Genomic DNA, 17,926 nt, shown 5'->3' on the forward strand with positions numbered 1-17,926 from the left:
GTCGCCGGCGGCGGCAGGCGCAGGCGCAGGCGCGGCCGCCGGAAGGGTGGCGGCCCTAGTGGTGTCGCTGTTCTTCGCCTGGGGGTTCGCGACCGTCCTGATCGACACCCTGATCCCCAAGTTGAAGGGGCTGTTCCAGCTGAACTACGCCGAGGCGATGCTGACCCAGTTCGCCTTCTTCCTCGGCTATCTGGTGTTTTCGATCCCTGCCTCAATGCTCCTGGCGAGGATCGGCTACTTCCGACAGATCGTGCTGGGCTTGGGGGTGATGGCGACGGGCTGCCTGATGTTCGCGCCGGCCGCCCAGCTCGGGATCTATCCGGCCTTCCTGCTGGCGCTGTTCGTGATGGCGGCTGGGATCACCACCCTGCAGGTGGCGGCCAATCCGCTGATCGCGTTGCTGGGCAAGCCGGAGCTGGCCCATTCGCGGCTGAACCTGGCCCAGGCGTTCAACTCGCTGGGCACCACGGTCGGCCCTCTGGTCGGGGCGGCGCTGATCCTGAAGGGCGGGGTCGAGCATCCCGACGCGGCCAGCCTGACCCCGCCGGCGCTGGAGGTCTACCGCAAGGCCGAGGCGCATGCGGTCCAGGCGCCGTTCCTCGGCATCGCCGCAGTGCTGGTGGTGCTGGCCCTGGTGTTCTGGTTCCTGCGCCGCTCGCCGGCCGCGCCGTCGGCCGCGGGCGAGGCGGGCGGGGGCTTTCGGCCAGCGCTGCTGAAGCGGCCGCGGTTGGCGCTCGGGGCGCTGTCGATCTTTCTCTATGTGGGGGCCGAGGTGTCGATCGGCTCGCTGCTGGTCAACTATCTGATGGACGGCAAGACGCTCGGCGTGGTCGCGGCGACCGCCGGCCAGCTGGTGGCGCTCTACTGGGGCGGGGCGATGGTCGGGCGGTTCATCGGCTCGGCGGTGATGCGCAAGGTCCCGGCGGGGTTGGTGCTGATGGCCTGCGCGATCGGGGCGAGCCTGCTGGCCTGCCTCTCGGCCGGCACGGTCGGGCTGGTCTCGGCGGTGGCGGTGCTGGCCATCGGCCTGTGCAACTCGGTGATGTTCCCGACCATCTTCACCCTCGGTATCGAGGGGCTGGGCAAGGACACGCCGCAGGGCTCGGGCCTGCTGTGCCTGGCCATCGTCGGCGGGGCGGTGGTGCCGGTGGCCACCGGCATGGTCGCCGACCATGCCGGCCTGAGCGTGGCGCTGCTGGCGCCGGCGCTCTGCTATGTCTGGATCGCGGTCTACGGCTTCATCTGCCGGCGACCGCCCACGGAAGCCTAGGCCATGCCCAAGACGTCGGCTTCGGCTAGGTCGACCCGCTGGCGCGGCTCGCCCATGGTCATCGGCCGCAGGCCGAGGTCGGCCATCAGCGCGGCGTCAGTGTCCTTGTCGGGGTTGGCGGTGGTGAGCAGCTTGCCGCCGATGAACATCGAGTTGGCGCCGGCCAGGAAGCAGAGCGCCTGCAGTTCTCTGGACATGTGCTCGCGGCCGGCCGAGAGCCGCACCACGGTCTTGGGGCAGACGATGCGAGCGACGGCGATCATGCGCACGAACTCCAGCGGATCGACCGCCTCGGAGTTCCCGAGCGGGGTGCCTGGGATCGGCATCAGGTCGTTGATCGGCAGCGAGTTCGGATGTTCGGGCAGGGTGGCCAGCGCGTGCAGCAGGCCGGCGCGGTCGGCCCGCGTCTCGCCCATGCCGACGATGCCGCCGCAGCAGGTGCTCATGCCCACCGAGCGCACCGCTTCGAGGGTGTCGAGCCGGTCCTGATAGGTGCGGGTGGTGACCACCTGGTCGTAGTAGGCCGGGCCGGTGTCGAGGTTGTGGTTGTAGTAGTCGAGGCCGGCGTCCTTCAGCGACTGGGCCTGGTCGCGGGTCAGCATGCCCAGGGTGGCGCAGGTCTCCAGGCCGAGCGCCTTCACGCCGGAGATCATCGCCGCCACCTTCGGCACGTCGCGGTCCTTCAGGTCGCGCCAGGCCGCGCCCATGCAGAAGCGCTGGGCCCCGCCGGCCTTGGCCTCCATCGCCGCGGCGATGACGGTGGTCGCGTCCATCAGCTTGGACGCCTTCACGCCGGTGTCGAAGTGCTGGCTCTGGCTGCAATAGCCGCAGTTCTCGGTGCAGCCGCCGGTCTTGACGCTGAGCAGCTGAGACAGTTGCACCTCGTTCGGATCGAACCAGGCCCGGTGCGCGCCGCGGCCTGGAACACCAGCTCCATGAATGGCAGCTCGAACAGCGCCTCGACTTCCGCCGGCGTCCAGTCGTGACGCGGCTCTGCGGGATCGAACCTCATGCCCGCAGCTCCAGCGGCCAGGGGGAGGCCTTTCGATGAACGAGCAGGGCGCTGAGCGCGGCCTCGGCCTCGCGGCGCTCCTGTTCCAGCACCTTCAGGCGCTCGGACAGGCGCGAGACGGCGTAGTCGATATGGGCGCTGCGGTCGCCGCCGGCGTCCTGGCGGCTAAGGATGGCGGCGATGTCGTCGAGCGACAGGCCCGCGCGCCGGAACTCGGCGATGGCGGCGAGGCGGGAGAGCGCGTCCTCGTCGTAGCGGCGGCGGTTGAGCTGGTCGCGGCCGGCGCGGACCAGGCCCAGCTCCTCATAGTAGCGGATCGCCCGGGCCGTCAGGTCGAGGCGGCGCATGACTTCGCCGAGCGGGATGCACGCGGCGTCGCTGGGGGATTTCATCTGCATCACGCGAACTCCACGAGGACTTCGTCGGCGGCGACGGAGTCGCCGGCCTTGGGACCTACGGTCTTGACCACGCCCTCGCGCTCGGCCCGGATGATGTTCTGCATCTTCATGGCTTCGACGACGGCGACGGCCTGACCGGCCTGGACCGACTGGCCCGGTTCGACGTCGAGGCTGACGACGAGGCCGGGCATCGGCGAGAGGATAAGCTTGGAGGTGTCGGCCGCCTGCTTGGGCGGCAGCTTCTGGTGCAGCTCGGCCGAGCGCGGGGTCAGCACCAGCACGTGGACGAGGGCGGCGCGGTGGCGGACCATGAAGCCCTCGGCCGCCGGCTTGACGCTGGCGGTGAACGGGCGGCCGTCCAGCTTGGCCTTGAACAGCGGCTGTCCCGGGCGCCAGTTGATCTCGGTGAGCTGGACGGTGCGGCCGTCCTCGAAGGTGACGCTGACCTGATCGCCGCCGTTGGCGACGCGGACCTTGCGATGGTCCTGGCCGGCGACCACCACCCATTCGTCGCGCACCAGCTGGGGCGCGGAGCGGGCGGTCAGGCGGCGGTGCATGGCGCAGGCCGTCGCGGCCATCAGGTCGCGCTGGGGGGGCGTCGGCTCGGTCCCGTGGAAGCCGTCGGGGAACTCGTCCTTGATGTAATTGGTCGAGAGCTTGCCGGAGACGAAGCGCTCCTGGTCCATGACCGCGGCCAGGAACGGGATGTTCTGGCCCAGGCCCTCAATGTGGAAGTCCTCCAGCGCGCGGCCCATGGCGGCGATGGCGCCGGTGCGGTCCGGCCCCCAGGTCGAGAGCTTGGAGATCATCGGGTCGTAGAACATCGAGATCTCGTCGCCTTCGCGCACGCCCGCGTCGTTGCGGACCTTGGCGGCGCCGGCCTCGCCCTCTTGAGGCGGCGAGTAGCGGACGAGGCGGCCGATCGACGGCAGGAAGCCGCGATAGGGGTCCTCTGCATAGATCCGGCTCTCAATCGCCCAGCCGTTGATCGCCAGGTCCGACTGCTGGAAGGCCAGCTTCTCGCCGTAGGCGACGCGGATCATCTGCTCGACCAGATCGACGCCGGTGATCAGTTCAGTGACCGGGTGCTCGACCTGCAGGCGGGTGTTCATCTCCAGGAAGAAGAAGCTCTTGTCCTGGCCGGCGACGAACTCGACGGTGCCGGCGCTGTCGTAGTTCACGGCCTGGGCCAGGGCGACGGCCTGGGCGCCCATGGCCGCGCGGGTGGCTTCGTCGAGCAGCGGGGAGGGGGCCTCCTCGATGACCTTCTGATTGCGGCGCTGGATCGAGCATTCGCGCTCGAACAGGTGGACCACATTGCCGTGCTTGTCGCCGAGCACCTGGATTTCGATGTGGCGCGGGCTCTCGATGAACTTCTCGATGAAGATCCGGTCGTCGCCGAAGCTGGCCTTGGCTTCGGCGCGGACGGCGGGGAAGCCTTCTTCCACGTCCTTCTCGTTCCAGGCGACCCGGATGCCCTTGCCGCCGCCGCCGGCGCTGGCCTTGATCATCACCGGATAGCCGATGTCGCCGGCGATCTTCAGGGCGTGGGCGACGTCGTCGATCTCGCCGACGTGGCCCGGCACGGTGGAGACGCCGGCCTTGGCGGCGAACTTCTTGCTCTCGATCTTATCGCCCATGGCCTCGATGGCCTTGGGGTTCGGACCGATGAACACGATGCCCTCGTCAGCCAGGCGCTTGGCGAAGCCGGCGTTCTCGGAGAGGAAGCCGAAGCCGGGATGCACGGCCTGGGCGCCGGTGGCGCGGCAGGCGGCGACGATCTTGTCGGCGACCAGATAGCTCTCGGCGGCGGGCGAACCGCCGATGAACACGCTCTCGTCCGCCATCTCGACAGCCATCGAGTCGGCGTCGGCCTCGGAGTAGACGACGACCGTGGCGATACCCATCCGGCGGCAGGTCTTGATGATGCGAACCGCGATCTCGCCGCGGTTGGCGATCAGGATTTTCGTGAACATTAAGCGCGACCTACAGCGGGATGTTGTCGTGTTTCTTCCAGGGGTTGGCGAGCTGCTTACCCTGGAGGTTCTTGAGCGCGCCTGCGATGCGGCGGCGGGTGGAGTGGGGCATGATGACATCGTCGATGTAGCCGCGGGAAGCGGCGACGAACGGATTGGCGAAGCGCTCCTTGTACTCGGCCTCTCGGGCGGCGATGGCCTCGGGGTCGCCGATCTCGGAGCGGAAGATGATCTCGACCGCGCCCTTGGAGCCCATCACCGCGATCTCGGCCGAGGGCCAGGCGTAGTTGAGATCGCCGCGGATGTGCTTGGAGCTCATCACGTCATAGGCCCCGCCATAGGCCTTGCGGGTGATCAAGGTGACCTTGGGCACGGTGGCCTCGGCGTAGGCGAACAGCAGCTTGGCCCCATGGCGGATCAGCCCGCCCTGCTCCTGGCGGGTGCCGGGCATGAAGCCGGGCACGTCGACCAGGGTGACCAGCGGGATCTCGAAGGCGTCGCAGAAGCGCACGAAGCGGGCGGCCTTGCGCGAGGAGTCGATGTCGAGCACCCCGGCCAGCACCTGCGGCTGGTTGGCGACGATGCCGACCGTGGCCCCCTCGATGCGGCCGAAGCCGCAGATGATGTTCTTGGCGAACTCCGGGCTGATCTCGAAGAAGTCGGCCTCGTCGACGACTTTGAGGATCAGCTCCTTCATGTCGTAGGGCTTGTTGGGGTTGGCCGGCACCAGGCTGTCGAGCGAGGGCTCCAGCCGGTCGGGCGCATCGAAGCTCTCGCGCACCGGCGGCTTCTGGCGGTTGGAGAGCGGCAGGAAGTCGACCAGCCGGCGCACCTGGGTCAGCGCCTCCAGGTCGTTCTCGAACGCCCCGTCGGCGACCCCCGACTTGATCGCGTGCACCCGGTAGCCGCCGAGCTCCTCGTGGGTGACCTCCTCGTGGGTGACGGTCTTCACCACGTCCGGGCCGGTCACGTACATGTAGGAGGTGTCCTTCACCATGAAGATGAAGTCGGTGATCGCCGGCGAATAGACGTCGCCGCCCGCGCAGGGGCCCATGATCACGCTGATCTGCGGGATCACCCCTGAGGCCAGGGTGTTCTGCAGGAAGATGTCGGCATAGCCGGCCAGGCCGTCGACCCCCTCCTGGATCCGCGCCCCGCCGGCGTCGAACAGGCCGATGATCGGGGCGCCGACCTTCAGCGCCTGCTCCTGCACCTTGACGATCTTGCGGGCGTGGGCGTTCGACAGGCTGCCGCCGAACACCGTGAAGTCCTTGGAGAACACGAACACCAGCCGGCCGTTGATCTTGCCCCAGCCGGTCACCACTCCGTCGCCTGGCACCCGGTTGTCGGCCATCCCGAAGTCCACCGCCCGGTGCTCGACGAACATGTCGAACTCTTCGAACGAGCCCTCGTCCAGCAGCAGCTCCAGCCGCTCGCGCGCCGTCAACTTGCCCTTGCCGTGCTGGCTCGCGATCCGACGCTCGCCCCCGCCCAGACGCGCCTCCCCACGGCGCTTCTCAAGCTCTTCAAGGATGTGCTTGGCGCCCGTCGGCGCGAGGTTGCGGACGATGGAATTCACGGGCCTGGCCTTGCGTTTGGCGCGCCATCGAAAGCAGGCGCGGACCTGCGATAGGCGCCAGGGCAGGTGACGTCATGTGAATAGAGGCGCTATTGTGGAAAACACGCTTCACAAACTTACATTCTGCAAAGTTGCAAATGTCGCAAAAGCTATTCGTCGGACCGAAGGTGCGCCGCCTGCGCGAGGGGCGGGGTTGGAAGCTGGAGCCTTGTGCAGCAAGGCTTGGCGTCTCGGTCAGCTATCTCTCGCAGATCGAGGCCAACCAGCGCCCGGTCACCGCGCGGGTGCTGATCTCGATGATGCGAGTGTTCGATGTGGACGCCGCTTCGCTCGACGCCGACGACGACCAGAGGATGATCGCCGACCTGCGCGAGGCGACGGCGGAGAGCGCCGTCGACGCGCCCGCGCCGTCGCTGGCGGAGCTGAAGCTGGTGGTGACCAACGCGCCGAGCTTCGCGCGGCACTACCTGGATCTGCACCGGGCGCACCGGCGGGCCGGCGAGCGGCTGAGCGCCACCGACGAGGCTCTTGCCCTGGACGAGACGGTCGCGGCCAGCGCGCAGCTGCCCTACGAGGAGGTGCGCGACTATTTCCATTACAAGAACAACTACATCCATGCGCTGGATGTGGCGGCCGAGCAGTTGCACGGCCGATGCGGTCTGGCCCCGGAAATCCCGCTGGAGAGCGCGCTGGAGGCCTATCTGCGCGACAAGCTGCAGGTTGTCGTGCGGCGGGTGGCCGAGGGCGATCTGATGCGCCGCTACGATCCGGAGCGGCGGGAGCTGACGCTGAACATGGCTCAGCCGGCCGAGACCCGGACCTTCCAGATGGCCTGCCATGTGGTCGCCGCCGAACTGGGCGAGATCATCGAGGCCGAGCTGGAGGCCTCCGAGCTGCGCAGCCCGGCGGCGGTGGACATCTGCCGGATCAGCCTGACCAACTACGCGGCCGGCGCCCTGGTCCTGCCCTATGAGGCGTTCCGACAGGCGGCGCAGGAGCTGCGGCACGACATCGACGCCCTGACCCTGCGCTTCCAGTCCAGCTTCGAGCAGACCTGCCACCGCTTAAGCACCCTGCAGCGGCCCAGCGCCCGCGGGGTGCCGTTCTACTTCGTGCGGGTCGATCCGGCCGGCAACATCACCAAGCGTCACAGCGCCACCCGGTTCCAGTTCGCGCGGTTCGGCGGCACCTGTCCGCTGTGGAACGTGCACGAGGCGTTCGGGCGCGATGGGCGCATCCTGACCCAGGTGGCCGAGATGCCGGACGGCGCACGTTATCTGTGCCTGGCCTGGAGCGTGCTGAAGCGGTCGGGCGGCCACGGCACGCCGGACCGCCGCTACGCCCTGGGGCTGGGCTGCGAGGTCGAGTACGCCGACGCCATCGTCTATTCCGACGGCGTCGACCTGAAGGGGCCGCCGGCGCGGATCGGGGTCAGCTGCCGGATCTGCGAGCGCGACGACTGCCTGCAACGGGCGTTTCCGCCAGTGGATCGCAGCTTCCGCGTCTCGCGCACCGAGCGTTCGATCGTGCCGTTCTCGCTCAGCTAGCCGTGGCGGGCGAAGACCCGCGTCTTCCCCGACCGGTCGAGCAGCAGCAGGGTGGCGTAGACCTCGGTGCGGCCGTCAGGGCTTTCCATGCCCGGCGAGCCGATGGGCATGCCCGGCACGGTGAGGCCGAGCGCCTTGGGGCGTTCCTTGAGCAGCCGCAGGACGTCGGCGGGCGGCACGTGGCCCTCGACGACATAGCCGCCGATCACGCCGGTGTGGCAGGACGACAGTTCGAAGGGCACGCCCTGCTTGTCGCGGATCGGGGCGAGGTCTTCGACCTCGTGCACGGTTGGTTTGAAACCGGCCTTGGCCATGTGGCTGATCCAGCTCTTGCAGCAACCGCAGTAGGGCGTCTTGTAGACGACCAAGTCGAGCGGCGGCGCGGCCTGAGCGCAGCCGGCCGTCAGCAGCAGGGCGGACGCCGCCAGCAGCAGGCGCCGCCGGTCGGGGGCGGGGTTCGACGAACTCATCAATTCAACACCGTTACTCAAAAGCGTGGCCCCGCAGGCCGGGGGAGCCCCGCCCATGGACAGATACGCGCAGGGTGCGAGGGCCCCTCATCAAAGCAGCCACGCGCGGATCAGGTAGCTGACCGCGCCGACGGTCAGGACGCCAGCCAGCCAGAGGCCGACGAACCAGGCCAGTCGCCGCCAGGCGGCGGGGGAGGGGGCGGCCATCAGTGATAGCCCTCGTGGCCGACCTTGCCGCGGAACACCCAGTAGGCGTAGGCGGTGTAGGCCAGGATGATCGGGATCAGCACCGAGGCGCCGACCAGCATGAACAGCAGGCTGGAGTCGGGGGCTGCGGCCTCCCAGATGGTCACCGCGCCGGGCACGACATAGGGGAACATGCTGACCCCAAGCCCGACGAAGCTGAGGCCGAAGAGGGCCAGCGCCAGCAGGAAGGGCCAGCGCTCATGGCCCTTGCGCAGGCTACGGAAGAACAGCACCGCGCCGATCAGCACCAGCAGAGGCACCTGGGCGGTGAGCAGCACGCTCGGCCAGGCGAACCAGTTCTCGTAATAGGCGCCCTCCAGGAACGGGGTGACGGCGCTGACGACGGCGATCAGCAGGATCGTGGCCGCGCCCAGCCAGCCGGCCATGCGCCGCATGTGGGCCTGGATGGCGCCCTCGGTCTTCATCACCAGCCAGGTCGCGCCCAGCAGGGCGTAGCCGACCACGATGCTGACGCCGGTGAGCAGGCTGAACGGGGTCAGCCAGTCCCACCAGCCGCCGGCGTACTGGCGGCCCTCGACGGTGATCCCTTGGAGGAGCGCGCCCAGGGTCACGCCCTGGGCGAAAGCGGCGACCACTGATCCGGCGGTGAAGGCGAAGTCCCAGAATCGGCGATGATCGGGATCGCGCCAGCGGAACTCGAAGGCCACACCGCGGAAGATCAGCGCCAGCAGCATGGCGATGATCGGCGCGTAGAGGGCCGGCAGCACGAGGGCGTAGGCGAGCGGGAAGGCGGCCATCAGCCCGCCGCCGCCGAGCACCAGCCAGGTTTCGTTGCCGTCCCACACCGGCGCGACCGAGTTCATCGCCGAGTCGCGCTCGCGTCCCGGCTTGAAGGTCGGGAACAGGATGCCGATGCCGAGGTCGAAGCCGTCCATGACGACATAGGCGAAGACCGCGAAGGCGATCACGAAGGCCCAGATGAAGGGAAGGTCCAGGGTCACGAGGCGTCTCCCTCGCTGGCGCGGTGGACGGTGATGCCGGGCGCGGGCGTGATGCCGGCGGTGCGGACCGGGTGGTCCGGCGTCGGCTCCAGGCCCGGCTCGCCCGGATGGGGCGGATGGCTCATCAGCTTGAGGATGTACCCGGCGCCGGCCGAGAACACGATGAAGTAGACGACCACGAAGGCCAGCAGCGAGGCGGCGACCGCCGGCGCGTCGAGCGGGGCGGCCGACTGCGAGGTGCGCAGCAGGCCGTAGACCGTGAAGGGCTGGCGGCCGACCTCGGTGGTCACCCATCCGGCCAGCACGGCGACGAAGCCGGCCGGCCCCATGACCAGGGCGAAGCGGTGCAGCCAGGGCCAATCGTAGAGCTTGCGGCGAACGCGGGCGACCAGGCTGACCGCCCCGAGGGCCAGCATCAGCATGCCCAGGCCGACCATGATCCGGAACGACCAGAAGACGATAGCCACGTGGGGCCAGTTTTCGCGCGGCACGGTGTCGAGCCCGGCCAGCGGCGCGTTCGGGTCGTGCTTGAGGATCAGCGAGGAGGCCTTGGGGATCGAGATTTCGGAATGAACCGTGGCGGCCTTCTCGTCGGGGAGGCCGAATAGGATCAGGGGCGCGCCGTCCGGATGGCTCTGGAAGTGGCCCTCCATGGCCATGACCTTGGCGGGCTGGTGCTCCAGGGTGTTCAGGCCGTGCATGTCGCCGGCGAAGATCTGGATCGGGGCGGCCACGGCGATCATGCCCATGGCCATGTTGAACATCACCCGCGCGCCGGCGTTGGTCTTGTCCTTCAGCAGGTGCCAGGCCCCGACCGCCCCGACCGCCAGGGCGGTGGTCAGATAGGCCCCGAGCACGGTGTGCACGAGCCGGTAGGGGAAGGACGGGTTGAAGACGATCGCCCACCAGTCGGCCGGCTCGAACTGGCCGGCGGCGTTCATCACGAAGCCCTGCGGAGTCTGCATCCAGCTGTTGGCCGAGAGGATCCAGAAGGCGGAGATGAAGGTGCCGATCGCCACGGCCAGGGTGGCCACGTAGTGCAGCCTGGGCCCCACGCGGTTCATGCCGAACAGCATCACGCCCAGGAAGCCGGCCTCCAGGAAGAAGGCGGTCATCACCTCATAGGCCATCAGCGGGCCGATCACCGGCCCGGCCTTGTCCGAGAACACCGACCAGTTGGTGCCGAACTGGTAGGACATGGTGATGCCGGAGACGACGCCCATGGCGAAGGCCAGGGCGAAGATCTTCAGCCAGTATTTGAAGAGGTTGAGATAGACCTCCTTGCCGGTCTTGAGCCACAGCCCCTCGAGCACCGCCAGGTAGCTGGCCAGGCCGATCGAGAAGGCCGGGAAGATGAAGTGGAACGAGACGGTGAAGGCGAACTGGGCCCGCGCCAGGGTCAGCGCGCTGATGTCGTCAAACATCGGCCTGGCCCTCGGACTTGGCGCGGCGGCGGGACTTGCCGCCGGCGACGACCTTCAATCGGTCCTTGATCTCGAAAACCTTTTGCACCTTGGAGCCTACCTCGAGCAGTTGGATCAGGGTCTGGGTCTCGAGCTTCTGAATGTCCTCCGACCAGCGGGTGACAAGCTCGATAAGGCCGTGCATCTCGGCCATGCGCGCCTGGGCGTGGCGTTCGCCCTCGGTCGCGGGCGTTTCGACCAGCGCCTGGCGCAGCATCGATAGGGTCGGGTCGATCTCCCGCTTGCGCCGTTCCTCGGCCAGGATGCGCACGATCTCCCAGATGTCCTCAGGCGTCGAGAAGTACTCGCGGCGGTCGCCGGGCTTGTGCTGCAGCCTCACCAGCCGCCAGGACGACAGCTCCTTGAGGCCCATGCTGACATTGGAGCGCGAGAAGCCGAGCTTCTCGGTGATGTCGTCGGCGTTCAGTGGTTCTTCGGCCAGGAACAGCAGGGCGTAGATCTGGCCGACCGTGCGGCTGATGCCCCAGCGGCTGCCCATCTCTCCGAAGTGGAGGACGAAGGCCTGGGTAAGCGGGGGGAGATTCATTTTAATGAACTTTCAGGAATTCCTGAAAATTAGAAAATCGATGACGCTGGGTCAATGCCCCGCGCGGCGGCCGAACGCCGCGCGGGTGGAAAGCGGCCGCCGGCTGTACTAAGTGGCCACGACGACAGCCGCTCCGAGCGACCCGATTGGCCATGCAAACCGAACATCGCGACAGCTACCGCCTATCCGTCGCCCCGATGATGGACTGGACGGAATTCGCTTAAAAATCAAAGTGTTACGGCGTGTCTTGTGCGCCGCTAGTTCGCGAATGTTCTCGCAGTTTTTCGCGTTTGTTCGCGCCTCTGTCGGTAGTTCCAGAACTGGACCGACTGGGAGAACAGTTGGTCCTGTCAGGCTGGTCGGTCTGCCCCACGGTCCGAAGTACGAATGCAAACTTCGGACGTGGAGGAGCCGACGGACCTCGCCGGCGCGCCGGGGCGACTTTCTGGACCTGTGCGGCCGCGAGGTGTCGAGGTGATACTGCAGCGGCTGATGGAGGGGCTTTCGCCTGCGGCGCAAATCTAGGTCGCGGCTGGGCAGAGCCTCGGCGGCGCACGGGCGAGCAGGCGCAACCGTTCGACCGGTGCTAGTGCGTTTTCTGGGCTGGCAGGTCGGCCCCTCGATTGAAGACCGTAGCGGTATGCTCCGCGTCTTCCCGCGACAGGCCAGATTGCCGCTCCATCGCGATCATAAGCGTCTCGCCGGTCGTCAGGTCGTAGACACTGAAGCCGCCTGGGTCGGGCCGGATGGCGAAGCGATTCTCCATGCAGTGACTATGCGCCCGAGCTTAGCCATTGTCAGTCTTGGCCATCCCCTGTGTGGCGGCGCCGGCCCTTGGGAAGAAAGGTTGAGCGCAGGCCCAATCGCCCGGCTTGTTCATCAAGCCACGTCTCGGCCGTGAGGTCGCGCTTGCGAACATGTTCCGTCAGATCCTGAAACAGGCGCCTGAACCCGCCCCACCAGACACGCGGTTCGATCAACACCAAGTCGTCGCCCATTTCCTCCTGGAATGGGCTCAGGGCCAGCATCATGACCACCATTGGCTTGCTGTCGATCGAGCGAACCGCAAACTCGGGCGACCGCAACCAGATACTGGCGACAATGGCGAACGGGTCGCTATCGGTCGCCTCCGAGAACAGACGAATTCTCTCAAGGTCAAACGGACCCGTTCCCTCCTCGAAGTGCTGATAGGTGCGTAGGGGAAGGCCCATCGCTAGCGCGACGTCAGTGGCGCGCATGCCGCGCGCCCGGCGTACGGCGCGCAGAGCGGCCGCCAGCAGGGCGTCCTGGCTAAGACCATTGCCTGGGGTCGCGTCGTCCATACCCCTCCGCCCGCCATCGTTCGAGGATAGATACCCTCGCGCATTGCGCGCATGGACTCAAAGTATAGTTGTATTTTTCTCTGCGTCTTTACCTAGGGGCGGTAGTGAGGGGGCGGGCGTTGGAATCTTCGCAGCACGAAGCCCGCTATCTCGCCGAGCGCTCGCCGCCTCGCGACTGAGTCGCCCCTGGCTCTTGAACGTCGGCCGCTTCACGGCGCCCGCCGCCTCCATCATCTGGCGCGCATGAGCGGGCTGCAAGCTTGACCCGCGTTTCGCTCGCCAGCAACGTCGTCTGAGTAGTGCTCCGCTGAGCGCCGCGTCGACCTCAATTTTGCTGCGCCGGAAACTGGCGCGGTCTGCGCCCAAAAAAGGCGCGCCCGGCACGGACGTAGAGCGAGTTTCGCCGCTGTCGAAAAGTTGGCTCCGCCCGCAGGGAGCGGAGCCAAAGTGAAATAAGGAGAAAATGCCGAGCAGGCCGAACGAGATCGGGAGCAAGTCCCGACCCCGCCCGACTGACGGTAAGAAGATCTCGAAAGCTTCGAACGGAGTTTCACAAGCGCTCTGGCGGGGGAATTCTGATCGGATTGTCGAACGCAATTCGAATCCGCGAGATGTACGGCGGCGGCAGCAGCGGCTGATCCGAACATTTGGCGCACGCGACAAGGGCACCTGAGCCCCATGACGTGGCCTGGGGGGAGTTTGGATGGGTGATTTGACTAGCGCCGGTGGGGTGAGCCAGTCGGCGAGAGGCTCGGCGCCGCGCCAGGCCGCCTTCGGCTTCATCTTCGCGTCGGCTCTCATGAACTCGATCTCGTTCGGGATCATGCTGCCGATTGTTCCAAACCTTATTCGGGAGCTGGCCGGCGGCGACACTTCGTCGGCATCTGAGTGGAACGTGCTCTTCGCGACCAGCTGGGGTGTGATGCAGCTCTTTTGCGGGCCGCTCCTCGGCATGCTGTCCGATCGGATTGGGCGGCGGCCGGTGCTGTTGATCTCATTCTTCGGGCTCGGCTTGGACTTCCTTCTCATGGCCTATGCGCCGAACCTTTGGTGGCTGCTCGCCGGACGGCTGCTCAATGGCGCGACGGCGAGCACGATGTCGACCGCCAACGCCTATCTCGCCGATGTCACACCGCCAGATCAGCGCGCCAAGACCTTTGGCCTGATGGCATCAGCCTTCTCCATCGGCTTCATCGTGGGGCCGATGATCGGGGGGCTACTGGGCGAGTACGGGCTGCGACTACCGTTCATTGCCGCGGCCGTCATTACCTTCGCCAATGCGATCTATGGCCTGCTCGTTTTGCCGGAGTCGCTGCCGAAGGAGCGACGCGCCAAACGGTTTGAGTGGGGCCGGGCCAATCCGCTGGGCGCCTTGAGGCTGCTCCGCTCGCACTCGGACCTGCTTCCTCTCGCGGGCGTGGCTTTTCTCTTCCAGCTTTCTCAAATGGTCCTGCCCACGATCTATGTCCTCTACACCGCCCACCGCTACGGTTGGTCGACCGGCATGGAGGGCGCCGCTTTTCTGCTGATCGGGGTTCTTGGGGTCTTTGTTCAGATGGTCCTGGTCGGGCCCGTCGTCGCTCGGATTGGCTTGAGGAACGCCATCTTGCTCGGGGCTGTATCCGGCGCGGCTTGCTATGCCTGGTACGGCGCCATGGCGAACGGATGGGTGTTCCTGGTTGGCGCGGCTCTGCAGGCGCTGCAGGGATTCCTGATGCCTGGTCTACAGGGGCTCATGACCCGCTTGGTCCGGCCAGAGGAGCAGGGCCAGTTGCAGGGCGCCAATCAAAGTATGATGGGTGTCGCTTCGATCGCCGGGCCGATGATCTTTGGGATGGTGTTCGCTTGGTCAGTTCGCCACGAGACCATCTCATCGATTCCAGGGCTGGCCTTCTACGTGGCGTCGGGCCTCATGGTCGCTGCCGTCTTGCTGGCCTTCTGGAAGGCGCAACCTCCTGAGAAGGAAGCCTAGGGACGAGGGCGGCCGCATTGCGACGGCTCTCAGCTGAGGCCGGCGAGAAGTTGCTTGCACTTGTCTCTCAGCACCCCGTCGTGGGGCCGCGTGGCCAGCCAATCGCTGAAAGCGATGATCCTGGCTTCCTGGGCGGGCGACCAAGTCTCGACCCGCATCAACAGCGTCAGTATGGCCTGTGCGCGCTCACGGGGGGAGGGGGCGCTTGGCAGCGTGCGGCAAAGGCTCTTGGCCTCGACCATGGCATGGTGACGCGGGGACATCTTGTTGCTGTGGATCATTGGTTGGCGGGGAAGCGCTCTTGTGCGTGGAACACGGAACTCAACGCAAGATGCAGAGCTCGGGGGCCCTTGGCAGAAGAAGGGCGCGGTCCCCGCCGTGAATGGCGGGCACCGCGCCCCGGGACTGGAAAGAAAACTACTAAAGTACGCGAACGCGTGAGTGCCGTTCACCGTTAATGAAAGTGCGCGGGAGACGCTCGCGCAGGTGGGTTGAAACGCCTCGAACGGCTTTCGAAAATAGGAACATTGAAACCGTTGCGGAGGCAGTCGGGCGGCTGACGAGAAGCTGATCGGCTGTCTGCGTTGAAGAGCGCGTCTCAAATCACTTCGCGGCCCTGCTCGTTGCACGCGTCGACATCTGGCGCTGATCCAGGCAAGTGGAAGGCGAATTGCGGCAGCGGGACGAGCTAGCCGTGCATGCGGATGGCGCGCCGCGCGCCAAATTACCGCGCAGATGGTGCGTCGAGCCCCACTATCCCGTCCTCGCCTCCGGATTTCGTAGTTTCTCGCATCTGATTGTGTTCGAGGACCCACTGGCGGGGCGTTTCGATCATGCCAACCCTTCGGCGTACGGACTTCGCGTGGGAATTCCTGCGCCGCAACGAGCGCTACCGTCGGCATGCATCTAGCGGATGCGCCGATCTTGGCAAGCTGCCCGGGGGCGGACCCAAGCCTGGGGAGGGGCCGACCAAAGAACAGAGGGACGCTGGGTACTTCGACCTGCTCTTCATTGGAACCAGCGACGATGGCCGAAAGGTGCGGGTATCCGTCAAGGGCGACAAGGATCCGGGCTATGGATCAACATCCAAGATGCTCGCCGAGACCGCCATCTGTCTGGTGAACTCCACTGAGACGCCCGGTGGAATATGGACGCCTGGGGCCGCACTCCGGGGCAAGTTGATCTCGCGTCTGGAAGAGCACGCCGGCGTGAAGTTCGAGGTCGAGTAACAACGGGAACTCGTTGTCGAAATGGGGGCAGGTTGACCTGGCCCCATTTCACTAGCTTTGGCGCGCCTATTCGGCGACTTCGGTCATCGGGATGCTGATGTCCGCAAGCCTTCCCTTGTTAACGGGACGTCGCCCACCGATCAGGTTCTTGCCCATCATGAACTCGGGAGGAGAATTGAGGGCTTCGACCGCTTGGACCAGGTTCTCCTTGAGGTGGAAGACTGCGAACCTGCCGGACTGCGGGTCACCCCGAACGACCAAGTCGTCGACGTCGAAGGGGTAGCCAGCGATCTGCAGCTTCAGATCGTACTGGTCCGACCACTGCCACGGCGTCTCTGCTCGCGGCGGGGCGCGGCCGGTAATCGCGGCGGCCGCCTGTTTGGCCTGCTCAAGGGCGTTTGGAACGCTCTCCAGGCGGAAGTTCCGGTTATAGAGGGGCAATGGACGCTGAGTGACATCGCCGATAGCGAAGATGTCGGGATCGCTCGTCCGCGCTTCGAGATCGACGATGATGCCCCGGGCGCAGTCGAGCCCTGCTTCGGAGGCGATCTCCTGATTGGGAGCAGCTCCGATGCCTACGACCGCGATGTCGCACGGAAGGGTTCGGCCATCGGTCAGAACAACGGCTTCCACTCGACCATTCCGGCCCACAAAGGCCTCAGCGCTGCAGCCGACTTCGAAGCGCACGCCCTTGCGTTGATGATAGTCGGTGAAGAAGTCTGACAACGCCTCGCTGGCGACCCGAGCCAGGACGCGTGGTTCGCGCTCGATCACGACGACCTCAACGCCAAGGCTCCGTCCGGAAGCGGCGACCTCAAGACCGACGTAGCCGCCGCCAATCACAACCATCGTCTTGCCTGGAGCTAGCGAAGCCTTCAGGCCCTCGGCGTCCTCGGCCGTCCGCAAGAACCGGACCCCCGCCAGGTTGGCGCCTTGGATCGGGAGGGCGATGGGGCGGGCGCCGGTCGCGATGACGAGCGTGTCGTAGGGGATGACCCAGCCGTCGGCGCAGTCGATGAGCTTGTCGGCGCGATGAATGCGCACGGCCCTGGTGCTGCTGTGAAAGGTAATGTCGTTCTCGGAATAGAATTCCAAGGGCCTGAGCGCGAGGCTCTCGGCGTCCGCTTCGCCTTTCAGCCAGGCCTTGGAGAGCGGCGGCCGTTGGTACGGGGGAATGGGTTCGTCTCCGATGAGAACGATTGGCCCCTTGTGTCCGTACTGCCTCAGTAGGGCCGCGCAGGCGCCGCCCGCGTGCCCCGCCCCTAGGATCGCGACTCTCGCAGCTGAATGGTCACACATTCTGTCCCCCAAAGACTCGAGCGGATGGGTAATATTACGACGTGGTATTGTCTTCCAACCAAAACGTAAAATCACTCCCTACATGTTCATTTCAGTGGCTGGCGAGCAGTTGCCAGCCACCGCAGTCAGTCGAGTTCCGGGGCGTGCCAATTCGACGCTTTTCGAATGTTGTTCGATCCCGCCTGCTAGCCCGGCTCGGTGAACGAGCACCAACGCAACCTGTGGGACGCAATGATCCAGTTCCGACTCTGTTTCCTGACGGCGAGCGATCACCTTGCGGATGCGATCGACCTGCCGATGCCCTCGCTGGAGGCGGCGATCGAGCACGCTGAGGGTCTTGCTGATGGTCGGCGCATGGAGCTTTGGCGGGACGCTGAGCGAATGAAGCTGTGGCCGGCAGGCCGCGCCGAACCCGCTGCCTAGGTTCGCTCGGTCCACACGAGCGAGCTGAAACGCGAGCCCTGCACCCAGCGCAGGAAATGGGCGTTCGACCAGTTGTGGAACGTCGTTCGAATCCTTCTCGTCCCAATCGCGGCGGGGAGGCCGCGAGCAGCTCCGCGTCCCAGGGGCTGAGGCCCGTCCCTTGGTGTTGCAGCACGCCGGGGACGGGCCGTCTGGCGCCCAGGCGGCAGGG

General features: G+C 66.5%; 17 protein-coding genes and 1 pseudogene. 5 read left to right on the plus strand and 13 right to left on the minus strand.

Features of this window, described 5'->3' with window-relative positions:
* The first annotated feature begins 61 nt into the window (after nt 1–61).
* Nucleotides 62–1,270 carry a sugar MFS transporter gene (locus O4N75_RS08820; protein WP_269628983.1) on the plus strand — a complete coding sequence of 403 codons (1,209 nt, stop codon included), beginning with the start codon at nt 62–64 and terminating at the stop codon, nt 1,268–1,270.
* On the opposite strand, the pseudogene bioB reads toward O4N75_RS08820, so the two are convergent.
* From bioB to O4N75_RS08840, 4 genes and pseudogenes are all read right to left on the minus strand, one after another.
* Nucleotides 1,267–2,282 (minus strand): annotated as a pseudogene (gene bioB, locus O4N75_RS08825) (biotin synthase BioB). The gene O4N75_RS08820 and the pseudogene bioB sit on opposite strands and share 4 nt — an antisense overlap.
* A complete protein-coding gene (locus O4N75_RS08830; protein WP_269628984.1) occupies nt 2,279–2,680 on the minus strand; it encodes a MerR family transcriptional regulator in 402 nt (133 codons plus the stop codon). Before O4N75_RS08830 ends, bioB begins: the two are co-directional and overlap by 4 nt.
* The gene (locus O4N75_RS08835) at nt 2,680–4,656 is read right to left on the minus strand and encodes an acetyl/propionyl/methylcrotonyl-CoA carboxylase subunit alpha (RefSeq protein ID WP_269628985.1); all 1,977 of its coding nucleotides are present in this window, start codon (nt 4,654–4,656) and stop codon (nt 2,680–2,682) included. The genes O4N75_RS08830 and O4N75_RS08835 overlap by 1 nt, the downstream gene beginning before the upstream one ends.
* 10 nt (nt 4,657–4,666) lie before the next feature.
* Nucleotides 4,667–6,226 carry an acyl-CoA carboxylase subunit beta gene (locus O4N75_RS08840; protein ID WP_269629347.1) on the minus strand — a complete coding sequence of 520 codons (1,560 nt, stop codon included), beginning with the start codon at nt 6,224–6,226 and terminating at the stop codon, nt 4,667–4,669.
* A gap of 146 nt (nt 6,227–6,372) precedes the next feature.
* Here O4N75_RS08840 and O4N75_RS08845 point away from each other — a divergent pair, with 146 nt between their 5' ends.
* On the plus strand, nt 6,373–7,782 hold the full coding sequence (locus O4N75_RS08845) for a short-chain fatty acyl-CoA regulator family protein (protein ID WP_269628986.1): 1,410 nt from the start codon (nt 6,373–6,375) through the stop codon (nt 7,780–7,782).
* Here the strand turns inward: O4N75_RS08845 and O4N75_RS08850 are convergent.
* The 7 genes from O4N75_RS08850 to O4N75_RS08880 all read right to left on the minus strand — a co-directional run bounded on the left by O4N75_RS08850 (nt 7,779) and on the right by O4N75_RS08880 (nt 12,792).
* Nucleotides 7,779–8,252, minus strand: a complete 474-nt coding sequence (locus tag O4N75_RS08850) for a DUF411 domain-containing protein (RefSeq protein ID WP_269628987.1) — start codon at nt 8,250–8,252, stop codon at nt 7,779–7,781. The two genes, O4N75_RS08845 and O4N75_RS08850, sit on opposite strands and share 4 nt — an antisense overlap.
* Nucleotides 8,253–8,342: 90 nt before the next feature.
* Nucleotides 8,343–8,459: a DUF2474 family protein gene (locus O4N75_RS08855; RefSeq protein WP_267231365.1), complete on the minus strand. Its 117-nt coding sequence runs from the start codon at nt 8,457–8,459 to the stop codon at nt 8,343–8,345.
* Nucleotides 8,459–9,460 carry a cytochrome d ubiquinol oxidase subunit II gene (cydB, locus tag O4N75_RS08860; protein WP_269628988.1) on the minus strand — a complete coding sequence of 334 codons (1,002 nt, stop codon included), beginning with the start codon at nt 9,458–9,460 and terminating at the stop codon, nt 8,459–8,461. Before cydB ends, O4N75_RS08855 begins: the two co-directional genes overlap by 1 nt.
* Nucleotides 9,457–10,884 (minus strand): cytochrome ubiquinol oxidase subunit I, encoded by a 1,428-nt coding sequence (locus O4N75_RS08865; protein WP_269628989.1) that lies wholly within the window; start codon nt 10,882–10,884, stop codon nt 9,457–9,459. Before O4N75_RS08865 ends, cydB begins: the two co-directional genes overlap by 4 nt.
* Nucleotides 10,877–11,470, minus strand: a complete 594-nt coding sequence (locus O4N75_RS08870; protein WP_269628990.1) for a GbsR/MarR family transcriptional regulator — start codon at nt 11,468–11,470, stop codon at nt 10,877–10,879. The genes O4N75_RS08865 and O4N75_RS08870 overlap by 8 nt, the downstream gene beginning before the upstream one ends.
* Nucleotides 11,471–12,056: 586 nt before the next feature.
* Nucleotides 12,057–12,236 (minus strand): hypothetical protein, encoded by a 180-nt coding sequence (locus O4N75_RS08875; protein ID WP_269628991.1) that lies wholly within the window; start codon nt 12,234–12,236, stop codon nt 12,057–12,059.
* Between the two features lie 31 nt (nt 12,237–12,267).
* Nucleotides 12,268–12,792, minus strand: coding sequence for a helix-turn-helix domain-containing protein (locus O4N75_RS08880; protein WP_269628992.1), 525 nt, complete (start codon nt 12,790–12,792; stop codon nt 12,268–12,270).
* Nucleotides 12,793–13,495: 703 nt separating this feature from the next.
* On the opposite strand from O4N75_RS08880, the gene O4N75_RS08885 reads away from it, so the two are divergent.
* Entirely contained in the window at nt 13,496–14,764 is a 1,269-nt protein-coding gene (locus O4N75_RS08885) for a TCR/Tet family MFS transporter (RefSeq protein ID WP_269628993.1), read from the plus strand.
* A 29-nt stretch (nt 14,765–14,793) separates the two neighbouring features.
* Here the strand turns inward: O4N75_RS08885 and O4N75_RS08890 are convergent, their stop codons facing one another.
* Entirely contained in the window at nt 14,794–15,045 is a 252-nt protein-coding gene (locus O4N75_RS08890) for a hypothetical protein (protein ID WP_269628994.1), read from the minus strand.
* Between the two features lie 756 nt (nt 15,046–15,801).
* On the opposite strand from O4N75_RS08890, the gene O4N75_RS08895 reads away from it, so the two are divergent.
* Complete coding sequence (locus O4N75_RS08895; protein WP_269628995.1) at nt 15,802–15,993, plus strand: hypothetical protein; 192 nt, start codon at nt 15,802–15,804, stop codon at nt 15,991–15,993.
* A gap of 66 nt (nt 15,994–16,059) precedes the next feature.
* On the opposite strand, the gene O4N75_RS08900 is transcribed toward O4N75_RS08895, so the two are convergent.
* Nucleotides 16,060–17,292, minus strand: a complete 1,233-nt coding sequence (locus tag O4N75_RS08900) for an FAD-dependent oxidoreductase (RefSeq protein WP_269628996.1) — start codon at nt 17,290–17,292, stop codon at nt 16,060–16,062.
* Between the two features lie 198 nt (nt 17,293–17,490).
* Here O4N75_RS08900 and O4N75_RS08905 point away from each other — a divergent pair, with 198 nt between their 5' ends.
* Nucleotides 17,491–17,715 (plus strand): hypothetical protein, encoded by a 225-nt coding sequence (locus O4N75_RS08905; protein ID WP_269628997.1) that lies wholly within the window; start codon nt 17,491–17,493, stop codon nt 17,713–17,715.
* The last annotated feature ends 211 nt before the right edge of the window (nt 17,716–17,926 follow it).

This window comes from Phenylobacterium sp. NIBR 498073 (genome assembly GCF_027286305.1).
In the GTDB taxonomy this organism is placed as follows: Bacteria; Pseudomonadota; Alphaproteobacteria; order Caulobacterales; family Caulobacteraceae; genus Phenylobacterium.